General features: G+C 54.5%; 21 protein-coding genes. 4 read left to right on the forward strand and 17 right to left on the reverse strand.

Annotated elements, in window-relative coordinates:
• Window positions 1-38 precede the first annotated feature (38 nt).
• From rnhB to rpsB, 15 genes are all read right to left on the reverse strand, one after another.
• On the reverse strand, window positions 39-635 hold the full coding sequence (rnhB, locus tag FFS28_RS10915) for a ribonuclease HII (RefSeq protein WP_137849542.1): 597 nt from the start codon (window positions 633-635) through the stop codon (window positions 39-41).
• Complete coding sequence (gene lpxB, locus FFS28_RS10920; protein ID WP_137849543.1) at window positions 632-1780, reverse strand: lipid-A-disaccharide synthase; 1149 nt, start codon at window positions 1778-1780, stop codon at window positions 632-634. The genes rnhB and lpxB overlap by 4 nt, the downstream gene beginning before the upstream one ends.
• Window positions 1780-2568, reverse strand: coding sequence for an acyl-ACP--UDP-N-acetylglucosamine O-acyltransferase (lpxA, locus tag FFS28_RS10925; protein ID WP_137849544.1), 789 nt, complete (start codon window positions 2566-2568; stop codon window positions 1780-1782). Before lpxA ends, lpxB begins: the two co-directional genes overlap by 1 nt.
• 3 nt (window positions 2569-2571) lie before the next feature.
• Complete coding sequence (gene fabZ, locus FFS28_RS10930; RefSeq protein WP_006173598.1) at window positions 2572-3027, reverse strand: 3-hydroxyacyl-ACP dehydratase FabZ; 456 nt, start codon at window positions 3025-3027, stop codon at window positions 2572-2574.
• A 103-nt stretch (window positions 3028-3130) separates the two neighbouring features.
• Window positions 3131-4156 carry a UDP-3-O-(3-hydroxymyristoyl)glucosamine N-acyltransferase gene (lpxD, locus tag FFS28_RS10935; RefSeq protein ID WP_137849545.1) on the reverse strand — a complete coding sequence of 342 codons (1026 nt, stop codon included), beginning with the start codon at window positions 4154-4156 and terminating at the stop codon, window positions 3131-3133.
• Between the two features lie 3 nt (window positions 4157-4159).
• Window positions 4160-4654 carry a molecular chaperone Skp gene (gene skp / locus FFS28_RS10940; protein ID WP_119938444.1) on the reverse strand — a complete coding sequence of 165 codons (495 nt, stop codon included), beginning with the start codon at window positions 4652-4654 and terminating at the stop codon, window positions 4160-4162.
• Window positions 4655-4776: 122 nt separating this feature from the next.
• A complete protein-coding gene (gene bamA, locus FFS28_RS10945; protein ID WP_137849546.1) occupies window positions 4777-7194 on the reverse strand; it encodes an outer membrane protein assembly factor BamA in 2418 nt (805 codons plus the stop codon).
• A 31-nt stretch (window positions 7195-7225) separates the two neighbouring features.
• A complete protein-coding gene (gene rseP, locus FFS28_RS10950; protein ID WP_137849547.1) occupies window positions 7226-8578 on the reverse strand; it encodes a sigma E protease regulator RseP in 1353 nt (450 codons plus the stop codon).
• A gap of 11 nt (window positions 8579-8589) precedes the next feature.
• Window positions 8590-9447 (reverse strand): phosphatidate cytidylyltransferase, encoded by an 858-nt coding sequence (cdsA, locus tag FFS28_RS10955; protein WP_006173603.1) that lies wholly within the window; start codon window positions 9445-9447, stop codon window positions 8590-8592.
• 12 nt (window positions 9448-9459) lie between these two features.
• Window positions 9460-10218, reverse strand: coding sequence for a (2E,6E)-farnesyl-diphosphate-specific ditrans,polycis-undecaprenyl-diphosphate synthase (gene ispU / locus FFS28_RS10960; RefSeq protein WP_006173604.1), 759 nt, complete (start codon window positions 10216-10218; stop codon window positions 9460-9462).
• A gap of 186 nt (window positions 10219-10404) precedes the next feature.
• Window positions 10405-11604: a 1-deoxy-D-xylulose-5-phosphate reductoisomerase gene (ispC, locus tag FFS28_RS10965; protein ID WP_006173606.1), complete on the reverse strand. Its 1200-nt coding sequence runs from the start codon at window positions 11602-11604 to the stop codon at window positions 10405-10407.
• Between the two features lie 97 nt (window positions 11605-11701).
• Window positions 11702-12259 (reverse strand): ribosome recycling factor, encoded by a 558-nt coding sequence (gene frr / locus FFS28_RS10970; protein ID WP_006173607.1) that lies wholly within the window; start codon window positions 12257-12259, stop codon window positions 11702-11704.
• Between the two features lie 167 nt (window positions 12260-12426).
• Window positions 12427-13152, reverse strand: a complete 726-nt coding sequence (gene pyrH / locus FFS28_RS10975) for a UMP kinase (RefSeq protein ID WP_006173609.1) — start codon at window positions 13150-13152, stop codon at window positions 12427-12429.
• A 150-nt stretch (window positions 13153-13302) separates the two neighbouring features.
• Entirely contained in the window at window positions 13303-14154 is an 852-nt protein-coding gene (tsf, locus tag FFS28_RS10980; protein WP_032616612.1) for a translation elongation factor Ts, read from the reverse strand.
• 117 nt (window positions 14155-14271) lie between these two features.
• On the reverse strand, window positions 14272-14997 hold the full coding sequence (gene rpsB / locus FFS28_RS10985; protein WP_006173614.1) for a 30S ribosomal protein S2: 726 nt from the start codon (window positions 14995-14997) through the stop codon (window positions 14272-14274).
• Between the two features lie 320 nt (window positions 14998-15317).
• Here rpsB and map point away from each other — a divergent pair, with 320 nt between their 5' ends.
• The 3 genes from map to dapD all read left to right on the forward strand — a co-directional run bounded on the left by map (window position 15318) and on the right by dapD (window position 19707).
• Complete coding sequence (gene map / locus FFS28_RS10990; RefSeq protein WP_028015578.1) at window positions 15318-16112, forward strand: type I methionyl aminopeptidase; 795 nt, start codon at window positions 15318-15320, stop codon at window positions 16110-16112.
• 62 nt (window positions 16113-16174) lie between these two features.
• On the forward strand, window positions 16175-18850 hold the full coding sequence (gene glnD / locus FFS28_RS10995; RefSeq protein ID WP_101738203.1) for a bifunctional uridylyltransferase/uridylyl-removing protein GlnD: 2676 nt from the start codon (window positions 16175-16177) through the stop codon (window positions 18848-18850).
• Between the two features lie 32 nt (window positions 18851-18882).
• Complete coding sequence (dapD, locus tag FFS28_RS11000) at window positions 18883-19707, forward strand: 2,3,4,5-tetrahydropyridine-2,6-dicarboxylate N-succinyltransferase (protein WP_008501915.1); 825 nt, start codon at window positions 18883-18885, stop codon at window positions 19705-19707.
• A 53-nt stretch (window positions 19708-19760) separates the two neighbouring features.
• Here the strand turns inward: dapD and FFS28_RS11005 are convergent, their stop codons facing one another.
• A complete protein-coding gene (locus FFS28_RS11005; protein WP_137849548.1) occupies window positions 19761-22052 on the reverse strand; it encodes an FdhF/YdeP family oxidoreductase in 2292 nt (763 codons plus the stop codon).
• A gap of 306 nt (window positions 22053-22358) precedes the next feature.
• Between FFS28_RS11005 and FFS28_RS11010 the strand changes: the two genes are divergently transcribed.
• The gene (locus FFS28_RS11010) at window positions 22359-22748 is read left to right on the forward strand and encodes a DUF3461 family protein (protein WP_006173625.1); all 390 of its coding nucleotides are present in this window, start codon (window positions 22359-22361) and stop codon (window positions 22746-22748) included.
• Window positions 22749-22814: 66 nt separating this feature from the next.
• On the opposite strand, the gene cdaR is transcribed toward FFS28_RS11010, so the two are convergent.
• Window positions 22815-23972, reverse strand: coding sequence for a DNA-binding transcriptional regulator CdaR (cdaR, locus tag FFS28_RS11015; RefSeq protein ID WP_137849549.1), 1158 nt, complete (start codon window positions 23970-23972; stop codon window positions 22815-22817).
• Between the last annotated feature and the right edge of the window lie 154 nt (window positions 23973-24126).

Consider the following 24126-nt stretch of genomic DNA (forward strand, 5'->3'; position numbering starts at 1 on the left):
CTTCAGATTCCGCGTTACTTAATTGCTTGCGTCTTGATTCAGGACACCCGTGCCAGCGCACGTTTTACCGGACCAAAACTACGACGGTGGTGTTCGGTGGCGCCATGTTCAGCCAGCTTTTCCAGATGGAAAGGCGTAGGATATCCCTTGTGCTGAGCGAAACCATACAGGGGATAAGTGAGATCCAGCGCAGCCATTTCGGCATCGCGCGTCACTTTAGCAATGATTGACGCCGCGCTAATTTCCGGGACCCGGCTATCCCCTTTCACTACCGCCATTGAAGGCACAGGCAGTGCCGGACAACGGTTGCCGTCAATCAGGACGTATTCAGGGGTTATTTTCAGCCCCGCCACCGCCCGCTGCATCGCCAGCATGGTGGCATGAAGAATGTTCAGCTCGTCAATTTCATGCGGTTCAGCACGCCCCAGACTCCAGGCCAGCGCCTTTTCCTGAATCTCATCAAAGAGCGCCAGTCGGCGCTTTTCAGATAATTTTTTTGAATCATTCAGCCCAACAATCGGGCGAGCAGGGTCGAGTATTACCGCTGCAGTAACCACAGCACCGACGAGCGGGCCCCGCCCCACTTCATCCACGCCCGCCACGAGGTGCGTGTGTGGATAAACAAATTCCATCATTTTGCTAACTCCAGCACCGCTTCAGCCGCTTGCTCATCGGCATTACAGCGGATCTGCTGATGCAGTTCACGGAACATCTCGTGCATAAGATGGCTGGTCTTGCCATTCGCCAGCAGCGGAAGTAGCGCATCGGCTAATGCCTGCGGCTGACACTCATCTTGCAGCAGCTCTTTTACCAGCTCGCGCCCGGCGAGTAAATTAGGCAAGGAGACATAGTCGGTTTTCACCAGACGTTTCGCCAGCCAGAAGGTGAAGGGCTTCATGCGGTAACCCACTACCATCGGGCATTTCGCCAGCATACACTCCAGCGCGGCCGTACCGGAGGCCAGCAGAGCGGCATCGCTCGCGACCATCGCCTCACGGCCCTTTCCATCCAGAAGATGAATGTGCAGATCCGGCGCAACCTCCGCTTTGATGCGTTCAAACTGCTCGCGGCGTTTCGCATTAACCAGCGGCACCACCACTTCAAGATCGGGATAGGTCTGGCGTAGGATCTGCGCCGTTTTCAGGAAATCGGCGCTCAGCATCTCAACTTCTGCGCCACGGCTGCCCGGCAGCAGAGCCAGACAGTGGGCATCATGGGGGATGCCCAGCACGTCACGCGCCGCGTTTTTATCCGGGTCCAGCGGCATGGCATCTGCCATTGTGTGACCTATAAAACGGCATGGCACGTTGAATCTGTCGTAAAACGCCTTTTCGAAAGGCAGGAAAGCCAGTACCAGGTTGGTAGACCGTCCGATTTTGAAAACGCGTTTCTGTCGCCACGCCCAAACGGACGGACTGACGTAGTGAATGGTTTTGATGCCCTGTTTTTTCAGGTTCCCTTCGAGGGTAATATTGAAATCGGGCGCATCGATACCGACAAACACATCGGGTTTGAGATCGGTAAAACGGCGAGTGAGATCGGCACGAATATGTAACAGGCGACGCAGGCGGCCCAGCACCTCAACGATGCCCATCACGGCCAGCTCTTCCATCTCATACCAGGCTTCGCAGCCTTCGGCCTGCATCAGCGGGCCTGCCACACCCACAAAGCGCGCATTGGGTACACGAGCCTTGAGGGCACGGATGAGACCTGCACCAAGAATATCGCCGGAGGTTTCTCCGGCGACCAGGGCTATCGTAAGCGGACGACTGTCGACCATTAACGAATCAGACCCCTTGTTGAACGGTCAAAGAATTCCATGAACGCGTTCACTTCCGGGTGCTTATTCGCCAGCTCGGCAATTTCCGGCTTCGCCTCTTCCAGCGTTTTACCGTTACGGTACAACTGTTTGTACGCGTTGCGGATCGCTGTAATCGCTTCGCGGCTAAAGCCACGACGCTTGAGGCCTTCGATGTTCACGCCAAACGGCGTAGCATGGTTGCCCTGCGCAATCACGTAAGGTGGGACGTCCTGCGCCACACCGGAGCATCCGCCGACCATCACGTGTGCACCAATGATGCAGAACTGATGGACAGCCGTCATGCCGCCAATGATTGCGAAATCATCAACCGATACGTGTCCCGCCAGCGTTGCGTTGTTGGCGAGAATACAGCGATTACCCACGGTACAGTCATGCGCAATATGTGCATTCACCATAAAGAGGTTGTCGCTGCCCACCTTCGTCAATCCACCGCCCTGAGTTGTTCCACGATGAATGGTGACGCTTTCGCGAATGCGGTTACGATCGCCGATTTCCACACGGGTCGGCTCACCAGCATATTTAAGATCCTGGTTTACTTCGCCGATGGAGGCGAACTGATAGATCTCGTTTTTGCAGCCAATAGTCGTATGACCATTCACCACGACATGAGATTTCAGTACTGTACCCTCACCAATTTCGACATGGGGTCCAACAACACAAAACGGGCCAATGTGAACGTTAGCACCAATAATGGCGCCGGTTTCCACAATCGCGGTAGGATGAATAAAGGCGGATTTATCAATCACGTATCAGGCCTCCCGGCTACGCGCGCACATCATAGTCGCTTCACAAACAACTTTGCCGTCAACCGTTGCAACGCCTTTAAAGCGAGTCAGGCCACGACGCGTTTTTTCAAAAGTGACTTCCATGATCATCTGATCGCCAGGCACAACCGGACGCTTGAATCGCGCTTCGTCGATGCCGGCGAAGTAATAGAGTTCACCCGGCTCCAGTTTACCTACGCTTTTAAACGCAAGGATACCGGTAGCCTGCGCCATGGCTTCCAGGATCAACACACCCGGGAAGATAGGCTTACCAGGGAAGTGCCCCTGGAAGAACGGCTCGTTAACGGAGACATTTTTCACTGCGCGCAGAAAACGACCTTCTTCAAAATCCAGCACACGGTCTACCAGCAAAAACGGGTAGCGGTGCGGCAGAAGTTCTAAAATCTCTTCAATATGCAGAGTATGAGTGTCAGTAGTCAAAATACTCTTCCTGTCAAATGTACTAAGTAGCAATAATAACACGGCCTGCCGGTTTATAAAAAAGCCGACAGGCCGAGAAAATGAGCGTTAAACGGGTGAACGCTTAGTCTTGTTGATCGATCTTGCGCTCAATAGCCTTGAGTCGCTTGCTCATATCATCAATATTCATCACCAGTGCTGCTGTTTTACGCCATACCTTGTTCGGTTGCAGCGGAATGCCAGAGGAATAGACGCCGGGTTCAGTAATAGGACGCATCACCATGCCCATTCCCGTTACCGTTACCTTGTCGCATATTTCCATATGGCCATTGATCACGCTGGCACCGCCAATCATGCAGTAGCGACCAATTTTCAGGCTGCCAGCCATGATCACGCCGCCCGCAACGGCAGTATTGTCGCCAATCACAACGTTATGTGCAATCTGACACTGGTTATCAATGATAACACCGTTGCCAATGATGGTGTCGTCCAGCGCGCCGCGGTCGATGGTCGTACATGCACCGATCTCAACACGATCGCCAATAATAACGCGACCAAGCTGCGGGATCTTAACCCAATTGCCACGATCGTTGGCATAGCCGAAACCGTCAGAGCCAATCACCGTGCTGGATTGAACGAGGCAATTCTCGCCCATCTCAACGTCATGATAAATGGACACATTGGCCCAAAGACGGGAGCCTGCGCCAATTTTGGTATTTTTTCCAACGAAGCAGCCCGGACCAATGGCCACGTTATCGCCCAGCACAACGCCAGATTCGATAACGGCATTTGCGCCAACTGCCACGTTGTTACCCAGCTGAGCCGTCGGGTCGATCGCTGCGCTGGCAGCAATGTTTTGCGCCGGCTGCGGCGTGGTATCAAGAATTTGGGCCATGCGTGCGTAAGTCAGGTAGGGATTTTTAACTACCAGTGCAGCGCCTGTGGCAAACGGAAGATCGTCCTGCGTCATCACAACGGCGGACGCCTGGCACTGGGCCAGATGTTCACGGTACTTAGGGCTTACTATAAAGGTAATGTTGCCCGCTTTAGCAGATTGCATGGACGCAACAGCGGTGATGACGATATCGCCATCACCGTGTAATTCTGCATCCAACTGCTGAGCTAAATCAGCCAGTCGAATTGAAGGCATTACTTATTTAACCTGTTTCAGAACATCAGCGGTGATGTCTTTAACATCGCTGCTGTTGAAAGCGACGGCATTCGCATCCACAACCAGATCGATGCTCTGATCGGCTGCTACTGCTTTGACAGCAGACTGAATACGAGTAACCAGTTTACCGCGCTCTTCGTTAGAACGACGCTGACGATCCTGCTCGAAAGCCTGCGCTTTCTGGGAGAAAGTCTGGCGCTGTGCCATTACGTCTTTTTCCAGCTTGCTACGGTCGCTCGCTTTCATGGTAGAACCATCACGCTGCAGACGCTGCATTTTAGTCTGGAGGTCGCCTTCCATACGTTGCAGTTCGCCAGCACGGCCTTTAAATTCGTTTTCCAGAGTCGCAGAAACACCCGTTTTCTGTGCAACCTGCTGGAACAAATTACCCATGTTGACGATTGCAATTTTGTCTGCTGCCTGAGCAGAGGTTGCCATCGCTAAACCGAGACCTGCAGCTAATAACCACTTTTTCACAATTAACTCCTTACCATCCCATTGGCACCCGAAGGTACCGTTCTTTGCGTGGCAAGGCGATCGTTTTACCGATCGCCGGTTGTCAGCGCTACACTGCCAACGCATTCCATTGCAGCGGATTATTACCAGGTTTTACCAATGTTAAACTGGAACTGTTCCGCTTTATCTCCATCATATTTCTTAAACGGCTGGGCGTAGGAGAAGACCAACGGCCCCAGCGGTGACATCCATTGTAATGCGATACCTGCAGACATGCGAATATTGCTCGGATCGCTGTAGTCCGGAACACCTGCTGCACGCATCTGGGCAGTGTTCTCCCAGTTGGTATCCCACACCGTACCGGCATCCCAGAAGATGGAGGTACGAACAGAGTTCGCATACTTGTCACTGATGAACGGCGTCGGCGTGATGAACTCGAGGCTGGCGACGCCCATGGCGTTACCGCCCACTGCATCATCAGAGCTACATACTTCGGAAGATGACGATTTGTAGCAGTTATCCTTATCGTTCCCACCGTAGTAAACCGCTTTCGGACCAATGTTATTGGACTGGAAGCCACGAACGGTGCTTGAACCACCGGCGTAGAAGTTTTCATAGAACGGCAGTTCTTTGCCGCCCAGACCATCACCGTAGCCCCAGCGGGTACGACCCAGAACCACCCATTTGTGATCGTCATCAATTGGGAAGTAGGATGCGGTATCCAGCGTCACCTTGTAGAACTCGTTATCGGAACCCGGAACGGTCACTTTACCGTTCAGGTTAACGCGGGAGCCCTGCGTCGGGAAGAAGCCACGGTCCAGACGGTTGTACGTCCAGCCATAGTTGAACGTGAAGTCATCGGCGGCAAAGCCGTTGTTATCGCTGCTCTTACTCGCTGACTGACCGATGGAGTCCAGATAACGCCACATCGCCACCTGCGGTTGCATATTGGACAGGTCGTTATGCACATAACCTAAGCCCGCACGCAGGGTGTTGTATTCGTTGACCGGGAAGCCGAGCGTACCGTCTACACCATAACTTTTGTTGGTATAGGAGGACAGATCCGCGTCGTCTGCTTTAAAGTCGTTATAGAAGATACGACCGCCCAGACTCACACCGTCAACGGTGAAGTATGGGTTGGTAACAGAGAACTCAGAGTAGGTCTGGTAGTCGTTTTTGGTACCGTTGATGCCGACAGAGTAACCAGTACCCAGCCAGTTATCCTGCTGGACACCGACCTGGAAGCTGACGCCACTTTCGGTACCGTAGCCAACACCGAAGTTGAAGCTACCGGTGTTACGCTCTTTAACCTTGTAAACGACATCCACCTGGTCCGGGCTTCCTGGTACACGCTGCGTATCGGTATCAACCGTTTCGAAGTAACCCAGACGGTTCAGACGCTCTTTACCCTGGTCGACCAGGTCGCTGCCCAGCCAAGCCCCTTCCATCTGGCGCATTTCGCGACGCAGAACGGAATCTTTAGAGGTGTCGTTCCCTTCAAAGCGGATCTTACGCACGTAGAAACGGTTGCCCGCATCAACGTTGACGTGAAGCTTAACGGTTTTCTCAGCATCGTTAATTTCTGGCTGAGTCTGCACGCGTGGATAAGCATAACCATAACGGCCGAGCAGCTTCTTAATGCTGTCTTCCATTTTGGTCACTTTAGACCCGCTGTACAGATCGCCTGGCTGAATCTTCGTCAGTGATTCGATTTCAGCAGAATGTCCCGCCAGGTTGCCACTGACTTCAACACCTGAAAGCTTGTACTGCTCGCCTTCAGTGATGTTAACCGTAATGTAGATCCCTTTCTTGTCCGGCGTCAGACTGACCTGGGTCGAATCAATGTTGAAACGCGCGTAGCCGCGATCCAGGTAGTAGCTGCGCAGGGTTTCGAGATCGCCCGCCAGCTTCTGCTTCTGGTATTTACGATCGCCAACGACGTTCCACCACGGCACTTCGTCACGCAACTGGAACGTTGAGATCAGTTCATCAGTGCTGAACGCGTGGTTGCCCACGATGTTGATCTGCTGGATCTTCGCAGAAACACCTTCCTGGAAGACCAGCTTCAGGTCAACACGGTTACGCGGCAGCGGTGTCACAACCGCTTTCACGCTGGCGCTGTATTTACCGACGCTGTAATAGAAATCTTCCAGACCTTTTTCAATGTCTGAAAGGGTTGTGCGGTCCAGAGATTCCCCCACACGAACGCCGGATGCTTCAAGGTTTTGCTTGAGCATGTCATCTTTCACCGACTTGTTGCCGGAGAAAGTGATACTGGCGATCGTTGGACGTTCTTTTACCTGAACCAGCAGCGTATCACCATCGCGCAGGACGCGGACGTCCTCAAAGTTGCCAGTGGCAAACAGAGCGCGGATGGTGTTACTGATGTCTTCATCATTAACCGTATCGCCGGGGCGCACAGGCATACTGAGGAGGGCCGCACCAACGGCGACACGCTGAAGGCCTTCGAAATGAATATCTTTCACTACGAACCCGTCAGCACCGTATACGGTGGCGCTGCTAAACAGCAGCGACGCTATGAGCAACTTTTTCATCGCCATCGTTATTATGCGTTCTTCCTAACTAACTCTCTTACAACCGAGAGAAATCATTGAAAAGTGCAAGCCCCATTAACAGCACCAGCAAAATCGAGCCAATGCGGTAACTAAAGTCTTGAACTCGCTCGGATACCGGTCCGCCTTTTAGCTTTTCAATCGCTAAAAACAGCAGATGGCCCCCGTCTAAAACGGGAAGCGGGAACAGGTTGATTATCCCGAGGTTCACGCTAATGAGCGCGAGAAACATGAGATAGTAAATCACCCCGAACTCCGCTGACATTCCAGCCCCCTGAGCAATCGAAATAGGCCCACTGAGGTTGTTCAGTTTGACATCACCGGTTATCAATTTCCCCAACATGTTGACCGTTAGCTTCATCAGTTGCCATGTTTTATCCGTGGCTTCAAGGATGGCGCTAAACGGCCCATACTGGCGTATTGTCTTGTACTCGTCTGGCAGTGGGATCACTTTCGGCACGACGCCAGCAAACCCTTCCGCCTTTCCGCTACCTGATTTGGTATCCGGAATCAGCGTCAGTGAGAGCGGACTCCCCTGCCTTTCCACGTCCAGCGCGAGCGATGTACCTGGATTATCGCGCACCAGAGTAACAAAGGTCATCCACTCTGTTAATGGCTGACCATTGACTTTAACGATCCTGTCACCCGCTTGCAAACCCGCTTTACTTGCCGCCGAATGCGCTTGTACTTCGGCTAATACCGGCTCGATCTGCGCGCCACGCGGGCGAATCCCCAGTGCAGCGACCGGATCTTCTTTGTCAGGCTCGAAACTCCAGTGGCGTAAATCCAGCACTTTTTTCTGCCGCTGGTCAGATCCAAAATCCGAGACGCTGAGCGTTGTCTGCTCATCGCCAATTTTGGAAACCAGTTGCAGTCGCACAGCATCCCAATCAGGGGTTTCGATACCATCAATGGCTTTAAGTTCCATCCCCGACGTAATTTGCGCATTTGCCGCGATGGAGTGAGGGGCAATTTCCCCCACAACCGGACGCACGCCAGGCACACCGATGATAAACACCAGCCAATACGCGAAGATAGCAAAGATGAAGTTAGCTACCGGACCGGCAGCAATGATGGCAGCACGTTGCCCAACCGTTTTGTTGTTGAACGCGCTGTGGCGAAGTTCCGGGGCAACAGGCTCAACACGTTCGTCGAGCATTTTGACATAGCCGCCCAGCGGAATAAGCGCGATGACAAACTCGGTACCATGGCGGTCGGTGCGCTTCCAGAGCGACTTACCGAAACCGATCGAGAATCGCTCTACCCGCACTCCGCAGCGACGAGCAACCCAGAAATGGCCAAATTCATGCACGGTAATCAGTACACCCAGTGCAACTATGAACGCCGCCAGATTCCAGAGAATGCTCAGCATAAAACCTTCCGTTAAATCGTCCCGAATACCAGTAAAAGCAGGCAAGCAAACACTGGAACAGCTGCCGTCAGGCTGTCAATACGGTCCAGTATACCGCCGTGTCCTGGAATAAGGTGACCACTGTCTTTTATCCCTGCTTCACGCTTGAACATACTTTCGGTGAGATCGCCCAGTACCGAGGCCAGCGCAGCAAAAATAGAGCACACCAGCAGCGTTGACGGCGCAACCTCAAGATTCGCCCAGACGCCGTAGCCCCAGGAGATGATTGCTGCGGTAAACAGACCGCCAATAAAGCCCTGCCAGGTTTTGCCCGGCGACACTTTCGGTGCCAGCTTATGTTTGCCGAACAGTTTACCAAACATATAGGCCCCAGAGTCAGCCCCCCACACGAGAATCATCACATAAAGCAGCCATAACGCGCCGCTGTAGTGGTTTTCGTCGTAGTGCCAGGCGCGAAGGGCAATCATACCCCAGAAAAAAGGCACGATGGTGAGCAGACCAAAAATCAGGCGCAGCACTTTAGAATGACGCCATATGGCCGCCGAACCGGGATAGAATAGCACCAGTAACAGCGCAGCCACCCACCAGGCCAGCGATATCCACAGGGATCCGGCCACCAGCGGCTGATGAATATCATGGTGATACTCAGGCAACGTAAACAGCATCAGAGCCAGCACAAAGCCACAGAGCACCGCCAGCCAGACTCGCTGAGTGCGCGAGGTAAAGCCGCTAAGCTGTCCCCATTCCCACGCGGCCAGCATGCACACGACCAGCGTCACAATAGCAAATCCCACCGGTGGCAGTAAAAACAGTGCCGCAATGACAATGGGTATTAATACAAAAGCGGAAATCAGGCGATACTTCAGCAAAAGCTACCCCCATCAGGCTTTGTCGCCACCAGGCTCGGTGCCGCCGAAGCGACGCTCTCGATTGGCAAAGGCATGCAGCGCACCTTCAAAGTCTTGTTCATCAAAATCGGGCCAAAGAACATCAGTAAAGTAAAGTTCGGCGTAGGCTATTTGCCAAAGCAAAAAGTTACTTATGCGATGTTCTCCCCCTGTCCTAATTACTAAATCTACAGGTGCCAGTTCATTCATGCAGATTTGCTTATTCAGCGCCTCTTCATCAATTTGGTCCGGTCTCAGTAACCCTTCCTGAACCTGTTCGGCCAAATGCCGAACGCCCTGGATAATATCCCAGCGTCCGCCGTAATTCGCCGCGATGTTGAGCGTCAGGCCGGTGTTATTTTCCGTCAGCGCTTCTGCTTTGCGAATCCGTTCTTGCAAACGTGAGTTAAAACGACTGGTCTCACCGATAATCCGCAGACGGACGTTGTGGCGGTGCAGGCTTTTTACTTCGCTGTCGAGCGCCCACACGAACAGTTCCATCAACGCAGTCACTTCCTGCGCGGGTCGATTCCAGTTTTCACTGCTAAAAGCATAGAGCGTTAACGCATCAATGCCGTTGTTGGCGGCAAAAGAAACGGCGCGGCGAACAGATTTCGCCCCGGCTTTATGCCCAAAGGCTCGTATCTTCCCTTGTCTTTTCGCCCAGCGGCCATTGCCATCCATAATGATTGCAACATGGCGACAGCCATGCGCTGGCAAGTTCTCGCTTATTGGTTGGTTCGCAGACAACATAACGCGTTTTTAGTCCCTGAAAAGGATGTAACGGTACTCAGGAATACTGAAGCCTGTACATAAAAAAGCCGTGTCAAACCACGGCTTACCTGACCACATAAAGTCAAATGCCTGCGATCAGGTGGCGCTGACTATATCACTGAAGCCCAACGCTAACAAATGGCACAGCCACTACCGCTTGCTTTATCACCAGCTTGCGAGACGTGTCACCTGTTTACGCGCAATAATACGCGCTTGTGCATCGACCGCCAGCACCTCCTCCACGCTTTGTGGCTCGCGCAAATCCATCATCTCCAGCACCGTCAAATTAAGCGAGGCGATGTCGGTAAAACGAATCTGCTGATTGAGGAAGGCATCAACGGTAATTTCATTGGCCGCATTGAGCGCCGTTGTCGCAGCTTGCCCTTGATCGAAGGCCGTCATCGCCAGCCTGAGGCAGGGATAACGCTCATAGTCAGGCTCGCTAAAGGTCAGTGCGCTCAGCTTACAAAAATCGAGCGGTTTAACCCCGGATTTGACGCGCTCTGGCCACGCCATGGCGTGTGCAATCGGTGTGCGCATATCCGGTTCGCCCAACTGTGCCAGCACACTGCCATCCTGATAGCGCACCATGGAGTGAATCACCGACTGCGGGTGGATCAGCACTTCCATCTGTTTCGCTGACGCATTGAACAGCCAGCGAGCTTCAATGTATTCCAGACCTTTGTTCATCATGGTGGCGGAGTCGACAGAGATCTTACGTCCCATCGACCAGTTCGGATGACGGCATGCCTGATCCGGCGTCATGGCGCTCAGTTCAGACAGCGGCGTCTCGCGGAACGGGCCACCAGACCCGGTAAGCAGAATCGACACAACGCCATTCTGCTCCAGGTCAGCGTACCCCAGGTTCTGTTGAAAAGGTTGCGGCAAACTCTGAAAAATCGCGTTGTGCTCGCTGTCGACCGGCAAAAGGCGTGCGCCACGCGCTTTTACCGCCTCCATGAACAGGCGTCCACAGGTGACCAGCGACTCTTTATTGGCCAGCAGAACATCTTTACCGGCATCAATCGCGGAAAGCGTCGGCAACAGCCCTGCCGCCCCGACGATAGCCGCCATAACCTGATCGACCTCATCCAGCGCCGCCATATCACAGGCCGCCTGCTGTCCGCTCAGCACCTCGGTGCGGCTGCCCTTTTCCAGCAGTTGGGCTTTTACCTGGCGAGCGCTCTCCTCGTCATCCATCACCGCAAAGCGGGGCGTAAACTCCAGGCACTGCTCGACCATACGCTGCACGTTCTTGCCCGCCACGAGCGCGGTCACGGTGTAGTGTTCAGGGTTATGGCGAACGACGTCGAGAGTGCTGCAACCGATAGAGCCGGTCGAGCCAAGGAGTGTTAAATGCTTCATGAGATGCCCGAAAAAAAGTTAGACCCGATAAAAGCAAAACGCCGCCAGCAAGACACAAGGCCTCTCTGAACGGCGTTTTATCAGTGTACGACAGAAATCAGAACTGCATCAGTTCCGCTTCTTTATCTGCCAGCGCCGCATCAATTTTCTTGATCGCTGCGTCAGTCATTTTCTGCACGTCGTCCTGAGAACGACGGTCATCATCTTCACTGATCTCTTTTTCTTTCAGCAGTGCTTTCACTTTGTCGTTCGCATCACGGCGTACGTTACGCACAGAAACACGACCCTGTTCAGCTTCGCCACGCACCACTTTGATCAGGTCTTTACGACGTTCTTCGGTCAGCGCTGGCAGTGGAACGCGAATGTCGGCGCCCGCAGAGCTTGGGTTCAGACCCAGGTCAGAGGCCATGATCGCTTTCTCGATCGCCGGGCTCATTGAACGGTCGAATACGTTGATTTTCAGCGTACGGGTGTCTTCTACCGTGACGCTCGCCAGCTGACGCAGTGGGGTTGGCGTACCGTAATATTCTACGATGATGCCATCCAGCAGGCTTGGAGAAGCACGGCCAGTACGGATTTTGCTGATTTGGTTTTTGAACGCTTCTACGCATTTGTCCATGCGTACTTCAGCATCTTTTCTGATGTCGTTAATCACGTTACGAATCCTTGAAAACTTGTCTCAGGCAGACTATCCGCCAGCACAGCGCTACAGGTGTGCTAAGTATAGTCGCGTTTAATTCATGACAACGCCAAAGGCGCGCCCGGGTAAGATACCACTACAAAATAAAGCGGAATCTTACCTGTATTTATCGCCGACGGAAATTATTCCGTGATCAAAGTGCCTTCTTTTTCACCCATGACGACGCGACGGAGCGCGCCAGGCTTATTCATGTTGAAGACACGGATCGGCAGTTTGTGGTCACGAGCCAGCGTGAAGGCGGCAAGATCCATTACTTTCAGCTCTTTATCCAGCACTTCACTGTAGGACAGCTGATCGTACATGGTCGCAGACGGATCTTTTGCCGGATCGGCGGTAAACACGCCATCCACTTTGGTCGCTTTCAGCACCACATCGGCTTCGATCTCGATACCGCGCAGGCAGGCAGCGGAATCGGTGGTAAAGAACGGGTTACCCGTACCGGCGGAGAGGATCACCACGCGGTTGTTGCGCAGCAGGCTGATAGCTTCTGCCCAGCTGTAGTTATCGCATACGCCATTCAGCGGAATAGCGGACATCAGGCGAGCGTTCACATAGGCGCGATGAAGCGCATCACGCATTGCCAGGCCATTCATGACGGTTGCCAGCATCCCCATGTGGTCGCCCACAACGCGGTTCATCCCCGCTTTCGCCAGACCAGCACCACGGAAAAGGTTGCCACCGCCAATGACCACGCCAACCTGAATGCCCAGTTCGACAAGTTCTTTGATTTCCTGTGCCATGCGGTCAAGGATGCTTGCGTCAATACCGAAGCCTTCCGTTCCTTGCAGCGCTTCGCCACTCAGCTTAAGCAGAATGCGTTTGTACACGGGTTTTGCATTGGTAGCCATGTTTCTTTCCTGAGACTGTCAACGATTAAGATGGGGGTTAATTCTGGCGACATGTTATGTCGCAAACCAGCACAGCGGTAGTAGAGCCTGTCTGATTTTGTATGACGGGTGACAAAAAGAAGCCGCCCTCAGGCGGCTCCTTTTCAATCATTAAGACTGCTTGGACATTGCAGCAACTTCTGCTGCGAAGTCAGTCTCAACTTTCTCGATGCCTTCGCCCACTTCGAAGCGGATGAATCCAGTTACGTCAGCGTTGTGCTCTTTCAGCAGCTGAGCAACAGACTTGCTTGGGTCCATTACGAAAGGCTGGCCAGTCAGAGAAACTTCGCCGGTGAATTTCTTCATGCGGCCTTCAACCATTTTCTCTGCGATTTCTTTTGGCTTACCAGACTGCATCGCGATGTCCAGCTGAACCTGGTACTCTTTCTCTACCACTTCAGCAGACACGTCTTCTGGCTTAACGAATTCTGGTTTGCTTGCAGCGATGTGCATTGCCAGCTGTTTAACCAGCTCTTCGTCAGCGCCTTTAGCCGCAACCAGAACACCGATACGTGCACCGTGCTGGTAAGAACCCAGCACGTCGCCTTCCAGGGAAGATACGCGACGGATGTTGATGTTCTCACCGATTTTAGCAACCAGCGCAACACGCTCTTCTTCGAACTGTGCTTTCAGCACTTCAACGTCGGTGATTTTACCTGCAATAGCTGCGTCCAGTACTTTGTTCGCAAATGCCTGGAAACCGCCATCTTTAGCAACGAAGTCAGTCTGGCAGTTAACTTCCAGAATGATGCCGTAGGTGCCGTCGATTTTGGTGATGATCACGCCGTCAGCAGCCACGTTGCCTGCTTTTTTAGCTGCTTTGATCGCACCGGATTTACGCATGTTTTCGATTGCCAGCTCGATGTCGCCGTTCGCTTCGGTCAGCGCTTTTTTGCAATCCATCATGCCTGCGCCAGTACGCTCACGCAGCTCTTTTACCAGGGATGCGGTAATTTCAGCCATTCTTAAATCCTCGGGAGATGTGAACTGCCCGGCCAGAAGCCAAACAGTATAAATTGAAAAAAGGGGCCGAGAATTGGCCCCTATTCATACACGGTACTAATAAGGGGTAAAACCTTATTATTCAGCTTCTACGAAGCTTTCTTCCGCCTGAGTAGCCAGATCCTGAGAACGGCCTTCACGAACGGTAGCAGCTACAGCGCCCAGGTACAGGCTGATAGCACGGATTGCATCGTCGTTACCCGGGATAACGAAGTCAACACCGTCCGGATCGGAGTTGGTATCAACGATAGCAAATACCGGGATACCCAGGTTGTTAGCTTCTTTGATTGCGATGTGCTCGTGGTCTGCATCGATAACGAACAGCGCGTCTGGCAGGCCGCCCATATCTTTGATACCGCCCAGGCTGTTTTCCAGCTTGTCCAGTTCACGAGTACGCATCAGCGCTTCTTTCTTGGTCAGCTTGTCGAAAGTACCGTCCTGAGACTGAGTTTCCAGATCTTTCAGGCGTTTGATTGACTGACGAACGGTTTTCCAGTTGGTCAGCATGCCGCCCAACCAGCGATGGTTCACGAAGAACTGATCGCAGCTGTTAGCAGCTTCTTTCACAGCTTCGCTTGCAGCGCGTTTAGTACCAACCATCAGAATCTTACCTTTACGGGAAGAGATCTTGCTCAGCTCAGCCAGGGCTTCGTTGAACATTGGTACAGTTTTCTCAAGGTTGATGATGTGAACTTTGTTACGTGCGCCGAAGATGAAAGGCTTCATTTTCGGGTTCCAGTAACGGGTCTGGTGACCAAAGTGAACACCAGCCTTGAGCATGTCGCGCATGGAAACAGTTGCCATGTTTAAAACCTCTATAGTAAAAGTTGGGGTTATGCCTCCACGTATCCCATATTACCGACCCCGAAGGGCACCCCGGAATATGTGCCGATACGTGTGTGTTGTTACACATAGTGAGATTATCGCTTCCGTCCAGACTGTGTATCTGAAATGGATCGGAAGTCCGGCGCGCTTTATACCACAAAACACGACCAGAAACCAACAGTTGTTGGCTGAGTGTGCTGTTAATGATTCTCAATTTGGCACGGGACGCGCCGGGCTGATACCATTGACCCTACTCAGACTAGTATTGTCGAAAAAATCGACACCGATGGACAGATTACATGGCTATCTCTATTAAGACCCCTGAAGAAATTGAAAAGATGCGCGTCGCCGGTCGTCTGGCCGCGGAAGTGCTTGAAATGATCGAGCCGTTCGTCAAACCGGGCGTGAGCACGGGCGAACTGGACCGCATCTGTAATGATTACATCGTGAATGAGCAGCATGCGGTCTCCGCCTGCCTCGGCTACCACGGTTTCCCGAAATCCGTCTGCATCTCTATTAATGAAGTGGTGTGCCACGGTATCCCGGATGACGAAAAACTGCTGAAAGATGGCGACATCGTCAACATCGACGTGACCGTCATTAAAGACGAATACCACGGCGATACCTCGAAGATGTTTATTGTCGGCAAGCCAACCATTCTTGGCGAGCGTCTGTGCAAAGTGACGCAAGAGAGCCTCTACCTGGCGCTGAAGATGGTCAAGCCGGGCATTCGCCTGCGCACGCTTGGCGCGGCCATTCAGAAATTCGTTGAAGCGGAAGGTTTCTCCGTGGTTCGCGAATACTGTGGTCACGGCATTGGTCGCGTCTTCCACGAAGAGCCACAGGTGCTGCACTACGATGCGGATGACGGCGGCGTGGTACTGCAAAAAGGCATGACCTTCACCATTGAGCCGATGGTCAACGCAGGCGATTACCGCATCCGCACCATGAAAGACGGCTGGACGGTGAAAACCAAAGACAGAAGCTTGTCTGCACAGTACGAGCATACTATTGTGGTAACAGACAACGGCTGCGAAATTATGACGTTGCGCAAGGATGACACCATCCCGGCGATACTGACGAATATTGAGTGATGAAAAGCCGGCGATTGCCGGCTTTTTTAATGGCGATAGTTTTTTCTTATGGGTGGCGCACGATGAGTAATCTTTTACCCGAACAGTATGCTAACACAGCCCTTCCCACCCTCCCCGACCAGCCTGATAACCCGGGCGTCTGGCCGCCGCACGAACTGACCTGCGCCCACATCAAAGCCCACATGGAGGTGTTCCATCGCTGGCTGGGCAGCGCGTTCGACGCGGGTATTTCTGCCGAGCAGCTGATCGAAGCGCGCACCGAATTTATTGACCAGCTTCTGCAGCGCCTGTGGATCGACTATGGCTTCGGGCAGATTGGCGACCTGGCACTGGTTGCCGTGGGGGGCTATGGCCGCGGTGAACTGCATCCGCTTTCGGATATCGACTTACTGATCTTAAGCCGCAAAAGGCTGCCGGACGACCAGGCTCAAAAAGTGGGTGAACTGCTGACCCTGCTGTGGGACGTGAAGCTCGAAGTGGGCCACAGCGTGCGCACGCTGGAAGAGTGTCTGCTCGAAGGACTATCGGACCTCACCGTCGCGACCAACCTGATTGAAACCCGCCTGCTGATTGGTGACGTTGCGCTGTTCCTTGAACTGCAAAAACACGTCTTCAGCGACGGCTTCTGGCCCTCGGAAAAATTCTTTGCGGCCAAGGTCGAGGAGCAGAATCAGCGCCACCAGCGCTACCACGGCACCAGCTACAATCTTGAGCCGGATGTTAAAAGCAGCCCTGGCGGCCTGCGCGATATCCATACGCTGCAGTGGGTCGCCCGCCGGCATTTTGGCGCCACCTCGATGGACGAGATGGTCGGTTTTGGCTTTTTGACCGAAGCCGAGCGCAACGAACTGAACGAGTGTCTGCACCTGCTCTGGCGCATCCGTTTTGCGCTCCATCTGGAACTCACCCGCTACGATAACCGCCTGCTGTTCGATCGTCAGCTCAGCGTCGCCCAGCGCCTGAACTATCGCGGTGAAGGCAACGAGCCGGTTGAGCAGATGATGAAGGATTTCTTCCGCGTCACCCGCCGCGTCAGCGAGCTGAACCAGATGCTGCTCCAGCTTTTCGATGAAGCGATCCTGGCGCTGACGGCTGACGAAAAGCCGCGCCCGATCGATGATGAATTCCAGCTGCGCGGCACGCTTATCGATCTGCGTGACGAAACGCTGTTTATGCGCGAACCGGAAGCGATCCTGCGCATGTTCTATACCATGGTTCGCAACAGCACCATTACCGGCATCTACTCCACGACCTTGCGCCACCTGCGCCATGCGCGTCGTCACCTGCGCCAGCCGCTGTGTTACATCCCGGAAGCACGCGCCCTGTTCCTGAGCATGCTGCGCCACCCGGGAGCCGTCAGCCGCGGCCTGCTGCCCATGCACCGTCACAGCGTGCTGTGGGCCTATATGCCGCAGTGGTCGCATATCGTCGGCCAGATGCAGTTCGATCTGTTCCACGCCTACACGGTGGATGAACACACCATCCGCGTGATGCTTAAGCTTGAGAGCTTTGCCCAGGAAGAGACACGCTCCCGCCATCCGCTGTGCGTCGAGCTGTGGCCGCGTCTGGCGCATCCGGAACTGATCCTCATCGCCGCGCTGTTCCACGACATCGCCAAAGGGCGCGGAGGCGATCACTCGGTGCTGGGCGCACAGGACATTCTCAAATTTGCCGAGCTGCACGGGCTGAACTCCCGCGAGACGCAGCTCGTCGCCTGGCTGGTGCGTCATCATCTGCTGATGTCCGTTACCGCTCAGCGTCGTGACATTCAGGATCCTGAAGTCATTAAGCAGTTCGCCGAAGCGGTCCAGACGGAGAACAGGCTGCGCTATCTGGTGTGCCTGACCGTGGCTGATATCTGCGCCACCAACGAAACGCTGTGGAACAGCTGGAAGCAGAGCCTGCTGCGCGAGCTCTATTTCGCCACGGAAAAACAGCTGCGCCGCGGGATGCAAAACACGCCGGACATGCGCGAGCGCGTGCGCCATCATCAGGTTCAGGCGCTGGCGTTGCTGCGTATGGAAAATATTAACGAAGAGGCGCTGCATCAGATTTGGGCGCGCTGTCGCGCCAACTACTTTGTGCGCCACAGCCCAAACCAGCTCGCCTGGCATGCGCGGCACCTGCTTAAACATAATTTGTCAGAGCCGATGATCCTGCTCAGCCCGCAGGCAACGCGCGGCGGGACGGAGATCTTCATCTGGAGCCCTGACCGGCCATATCTGTTTGCCGCCGTTTGCGCCGAACTGGACAGGCGAAACCTGAGCGTTCACGACGCACAGATTTTCACCACCCGCGACGGCATGGCGATGGATACCTTTATCGTACTGGAGCCGGACGGCAGCCCGCTGTCGTCGGACAGGCATGAAGCGATACGCTTTGGGCTTGAACAGGCGATCACCCAGCGCAGCTGGCAGCCACCGCAGCCGCGCAGGCAACCGGCCAAACTGCGACCTTTTAACGTCGATACCGAGGTCAATTTCCTGCCGACACATACCGACCGCAAATCGTTCCTCGAACTCATTGCGCTCGATCAGCCAGGGCTGCTCGCCCGGGTCGGCCAGGTTTTTGCCGATCTGGGAATTTCGCTCCATGGCGCCCGAATTACAACCATTGGCGAGCGAGTAGAAGATTTATTTATAATCGCCACCGCCGACCGGCGTGCCCTTAATAATGAGCTGCAACTTGAAGTACAACAACGGTTGACAGCGGCCCTCAATCCAAACGATAAAGGGTGACGTGTTTTTTAGTGAAATGGAAAGAGTAAACAATGCAGCAGTTACAGAACGTTATTGAGTCCGCCTTTGAGCGTCGCGCCGAGATCACTCCGGCAAATGTGGATACCGTTACCCGTGAAGCCGTAAACCAGGTGATTTCTCTGCTGGATTCCGGCGCACTGCGTGTCGCAGAGAAAATTGACGGTCAGTGGGTGACTCATCAATGGCTGAAGAAGGCCGTGCTGCTCTCTTTCCGTATCAACGATAACCAGGTTATCGACGGAGCAGAAAGCCGCTACTTCGACAAAGTGCCCATGAAATTCGCGGACTACGACGAAGCGCGTTTCCAGAAAGAAGGTTTCCGCGTGGTGCCACCTGCGGCCGTGCGTCAGGGCGCGTTCATCGCACGCAATACCGTGCTGATGCCCTCCTACGTGAACATCGGTGCTTACGTTGACGAAGGCACCATGGTGGACACCTGGGCGACCGTGGGTTCTTGCGCGCAGATCGGTAAAAACGTTCACCTTTCCGGCGGCGTCGGCATCGGTGGCGTTCTGGAGCCGCTGCAGGCTAACCCAACCATCATCGAAGACAACTGCTTCATCGGCGCACGCTCTGAAGTGGTTGAAGGCGTGATCGTTGAAGAAGGCTCCGTGATCTCCATGGGCGTGTACATCGGTCAGAGCACCCGTATTTACGATCGTGAAACCGGCGAAGTGCATTATGGCCGCGTACCGGCTGGCTCCGTGGTGGTTTCCGGCAACCTGCCGTCAAAAGATGGCAAATACAGCCTGTACTGTGCGGTTATCGTGAAGAAAGTGGACGCGAAAACGCGCGGTAAAGTGGGCATCAACGAACTGCTGCGCACCATCGATTAATCCGTTCGACAATACGCCAGACGTAAAAAACCCGCCTTCTGGCGGGTTTTGTTTTACCGGGCTTTCGCGATAACGACCGGCACGCTTTTATAGGCTGGCGTCAGGCTTTCCTTATCGACCGCCTCCAGCGACAGCAGGACATTCGCCTCCGGCAGATACGCCCCTATCGATCCGGCTGCCATGTTGTAGATCACCACCGTCAGCCCCCGCATTTCGCGCCCTTCTGCTGGCAAACCCTCTTCATTTAGCGCCTGAACGTTGACGACATCGCCCTCCACCAGCCCGCGCGCCGTAGCTTCGACCTTGCTCAGGAAGACGACATCACGGCGACCGGTGATCCCGCGATACCTATCGTTCAGCCCGTAGATCGTGGTGTTGTACTGATCGTGGCTGCGCAGCGTCGCCAGGATCAGCGTATCGTCAGGCCGATGCGGATGCTCAGCACAGACATGACGCCCGACAACAAAGTTTGCTTTGCCATTCGGCGTGTGCCACTCCCGACGTGACGCTGGCGTGTCCATACGAAAACCGCCGGGCCGGGCAATACGCGCGTTGTAATCGGCAAACGCCGGGATAACGGCCTCAATGGCCTCGCGGATCAGCGCATAGTTCCCGCACATCGCCTCCCAGTTCACCGGGGAGTTCGGCAGCGTGGCGCGTGCCATTCCGGCGACGATAGCAGGCTCTGACTTTAACGCGCGCGAGGCCGGCTTTAACCCGCCGCATGAAGCATGGACCATCGACATAGAATCTTCGACGGTCACGGACTGGATGCCCGTCGCCTGCATATCACGCTCGGTTCTGCCCAGCGCAGGTAACAGGTAGTTATGCTTCGCCAGCAGCAGGTGCGAGCGGTTAAGCTTTGTGGCTATGTGGACCTGCATATCCAGCTTTTTCATTGCCGCAAAGGTGCGCTGTGGTTCCGGCATGGCCACCGCCAGGTTGCCGCCCATGCAGATAAGCGCTTTGGCATCGCCACGCTCGATCGCCCGGATACTCTCCACGCTGGAACGCCCGTGCTTACGCGAAACCTGAATGGAAAAATGCTCTTCCAGACGCTGCAGGAACGCTTCCGGCGCGGCTTCGTTGATCCCGACCGACCGGTCACCCTGCACGTTAGAGTGACCGCGCAGCGGGCAGATCCCCGCGCCGGGTTTACCTATGTTGCCCTTGAGCAGCAAAAGGTTAACGAGCTGCTGGACGTTTTCCGTGCCGTTTTTATGCTGGGTGATCCCAAGCCCGTAGCAGACGATCGTCGCGCGCGACTTGTTGTAGCTTTCCGCCAGGTCTTCCATCTGGCTGCGCGTCAGCCCGCTTGCCTGCTCCAGTTCAGCCCATTTGCACTGTCGCAAATCCTGATACAACGCCGGATAGCCGTCGGTATGTTCTGCGATAAACGCATGGTCAAGGCAGGGCGACTGGTTAAGCAAGGCCCGGGCTTCATCCCTCTCAATGAGGGCTTTCATTATCCCTTTGAGCAGCGCCGCATCGCCCCCCATTTTGACCTGGTAATAACGATGGCTCAGCGTCGTTACCTGCCCGGTAAGCATCTCTTTCGGGCTTTGCGGGAAACTGAAACGCTCAAGTCCCCGCTCAGTCAGCGGATTAATCGAGATAATTTTGGCGCCGCGTTTAGCCACCTCCCGCAGGGTAGTCAGCATTCTCGGATGGTTGGTCCCGGGGTTGTGCCCGATGCAGATCACCAGATCGCAGTGCTCAAAGTCGTCCAGTTCCACCGTCCCTTTTCCCAGGCCAATCGAGCGCGTCAGGCCTGCGCTGGTGGGGCCGTGGCACATGTTGGAACAATCCGGGAAGTTAGTGCTGCCGTATTCGCGCGCAAAAAGCTGGTACAGGAACGCCGCCTCGTTAGAGGTACGCCCGGAGGTATAAAACTCTACCTGTTCCGGGGAAGCGTAGCTGCCAAGGCGCTCGCCGATTTCCCGGAACGCCACGTCCCATTCCACCGCCTGCCAGCAGTCCGTCGCGGCGTCATACTTCATGGGATGGGTCAGACGCCCCACGTTTTCCAGTTCATAGTCGCTGTAATGCCAGAGGGCAGAAACCGGATGGCGGCTAAAAAACGCAGGCGAGGCTTTCTTGCTGGTGGTCTCCCAGGAAACGGCCTTCACACCGTTTTCACACAGCTCCATGGATGCCCGATGGCCTGGGTCAGGCCATGCGCACCCCGGACAATCAAAGCCCGAGACCTGGTTCATCTTAAACATGGCGATAATATCGCGGGCCACGGCACGCTGTGAAAACACCGACGCCGCGACGGCTTTTACCGCGCCCCAACCCCCTGCCGGGCCCTGATAGCCACCGATCCCCTGAACACCTTTTTTCATTGCGACTGCTTATTTACCGACAATTTCTGATGGCGGCTACGGTAGCAATTTCACTCTCATATTGATTTCCTCTTGACGAGGTAGCCAAAAACTACAATAAACGAGTTAGATTACTGTTCCCTCCCTGAGCGCAGGCAGGCGAATACTGAGTATGGATTTTCAAAGATGCGCCCGTTTCTGGCCTGCTCTTTTACGTGCAGTCGGGAAGCAATCAGGATCGACTCCGCGAATTTTGAATCGGAGAGTGGCAAAAAGGGATTTTTTCGTTAATTATTCAAAGGTTATGTTGAGATAAAGGGTACCGCTATGTACGACAATCTGAAAAGTCTGGGCATTACCAATCCTGATGAAATTGATCGTTACAGCCTTCGCCAGGAAGCCAACAACGATATTTTGAAAATCTATTTTCACAAGGACAAAGGAGAGTTTTTCGCCAAAAGCGTGAAGTTTAAATACCCGCGCCAGCGTAAGACCGTTGTAGCCGACGGGATCGGCCAGGGGTACAAAGAAGTTCAGGAAATCAGCCCTAACCTGCGCTACGTGATCGATGAACTTGATCAGATCTGCCAGCGCGATCGTACTGAAGTCGATCTCAAACGTAAGATCCTGGATGACCTCCGTCATCTGGAAAGCGTTGTCACCCATAAGATCAGCGAGATTGAAGCGGATCTTGAGAAGCTTACGCGCAATAAGTAACGGTGCGGCCCGATGCCCTCACCCCGGCCCTCTCCCACAGGGAGAGGGTGAAAACCGCACACAGCATCATCTCTGCTCATCCAGCTGAAGCGCCACGTACAGCAGCAGCCGGTCGTCGAAATTCCCCAGATCCAACCCCGTCAGCTCCGAAATTCGATTAAGCCGATACTCCAGCGTATTACGATGAATAAACAGCGCTTTTGACGTCGCCAGGGGCTGCACGTTATGGCGGAACCACGCCTGCAACGTCCGGCGCAGCAGGCCGTTATTATCCATCGCTTTCAGACGCACCAGCGGGCGCGCCAGCTCGTTGGCCTGCCAGCCGCCGCGCAGGCTGTCGAGCAGCACCGGCAGCATCAGATCCTGATAGAAATAACTCCGGCTCTCCGGCATGCGCTGCTTCCCCACCATCATGGTGGTACGCGCGGTGCGCCACGATCGGGCAATGCTTCCTGGTCCTGTGAAGTAATTTCCCAACGCCACGCGAAAACGCAGCTGACCGTTCTCTTTCATGCGCGCAATCAGCTGATCCACGCGGCGGCGGTGGTCTTCCGCATCCCAGCGGCCAAAGGCATTCAGCGCGGGCTTCAGCACCACCATTTCGGTCAGGGAGACGATCGCCACCAGGTTATTGCGCTCCGGCGTCGCCAGGGCATTTTGCAGCTGTTGCAGCTCCGCCATCGCGCTGTCCACGCCAAGCTGGCCGCTGTCAACTTCAATAACCGCTACCACGCGCGGCTGATTAAGATCGATACCCAGCCGCTGTGCCCACTCGCTCAGCGCCGGGGTGTGCACCTCCGCCTGAATCAGGTTCATGACCAGCTCTTCACGCAGGCGGCTGTCCTGCGCCAGCAGGTGCATCAGGCGCGACTGCTCCAGCATCATCTCAGCGGTCATGCACACCAGTTCGCCGTATTTACGCAGCGATTCAGGTTCGCCGGTCAGGCCGATCACGCCAACGATTTCGCCTTCGAGACGCAGCGGCAGGTTGATCCCCTGGCGCACGCCGTGCAGGTGTTTCGCCACCGCATCGTCGATATCCACCACGCGGCCCTGGGAGAGCACCAGCAGCGCCCCTTCGTGCAATTCACCAATCCGCTCACGGTCGCCGCTGCCAATAATGCGCCCGCGGGCATCCATTACGTTGATATTGGTATCAATGATGCGCATGGTGCGCGCCACGATATCCTGCGCCATTTTGGTATCGAGATGCCAGCCAGCCATGTAACCCTCCTGTGAGCAGAGCTCAAGCATAGGGGAGTACCGACAGCGCTGCATTGTGCAGATGCACAAACTCAGGGAGAGAAGTATGGACTTGTGGAAAGGGTCACAGAAAAGTGAAAAGCCCCTGCACGCAGTGTGCAGGGGCTTGAGGGAA

The organism is Enterobacter sp. 2VL (assembly GCF_005503595.1).
In the GTDB taxonomy this organism is placed as follows: domain Bacteria; phylum Pseudomonadota; class Gammaproteobacteria; order Enterobacterales; family Enterobacteriaceae; genus Enterobacter; species Enterobacter cancerogenus.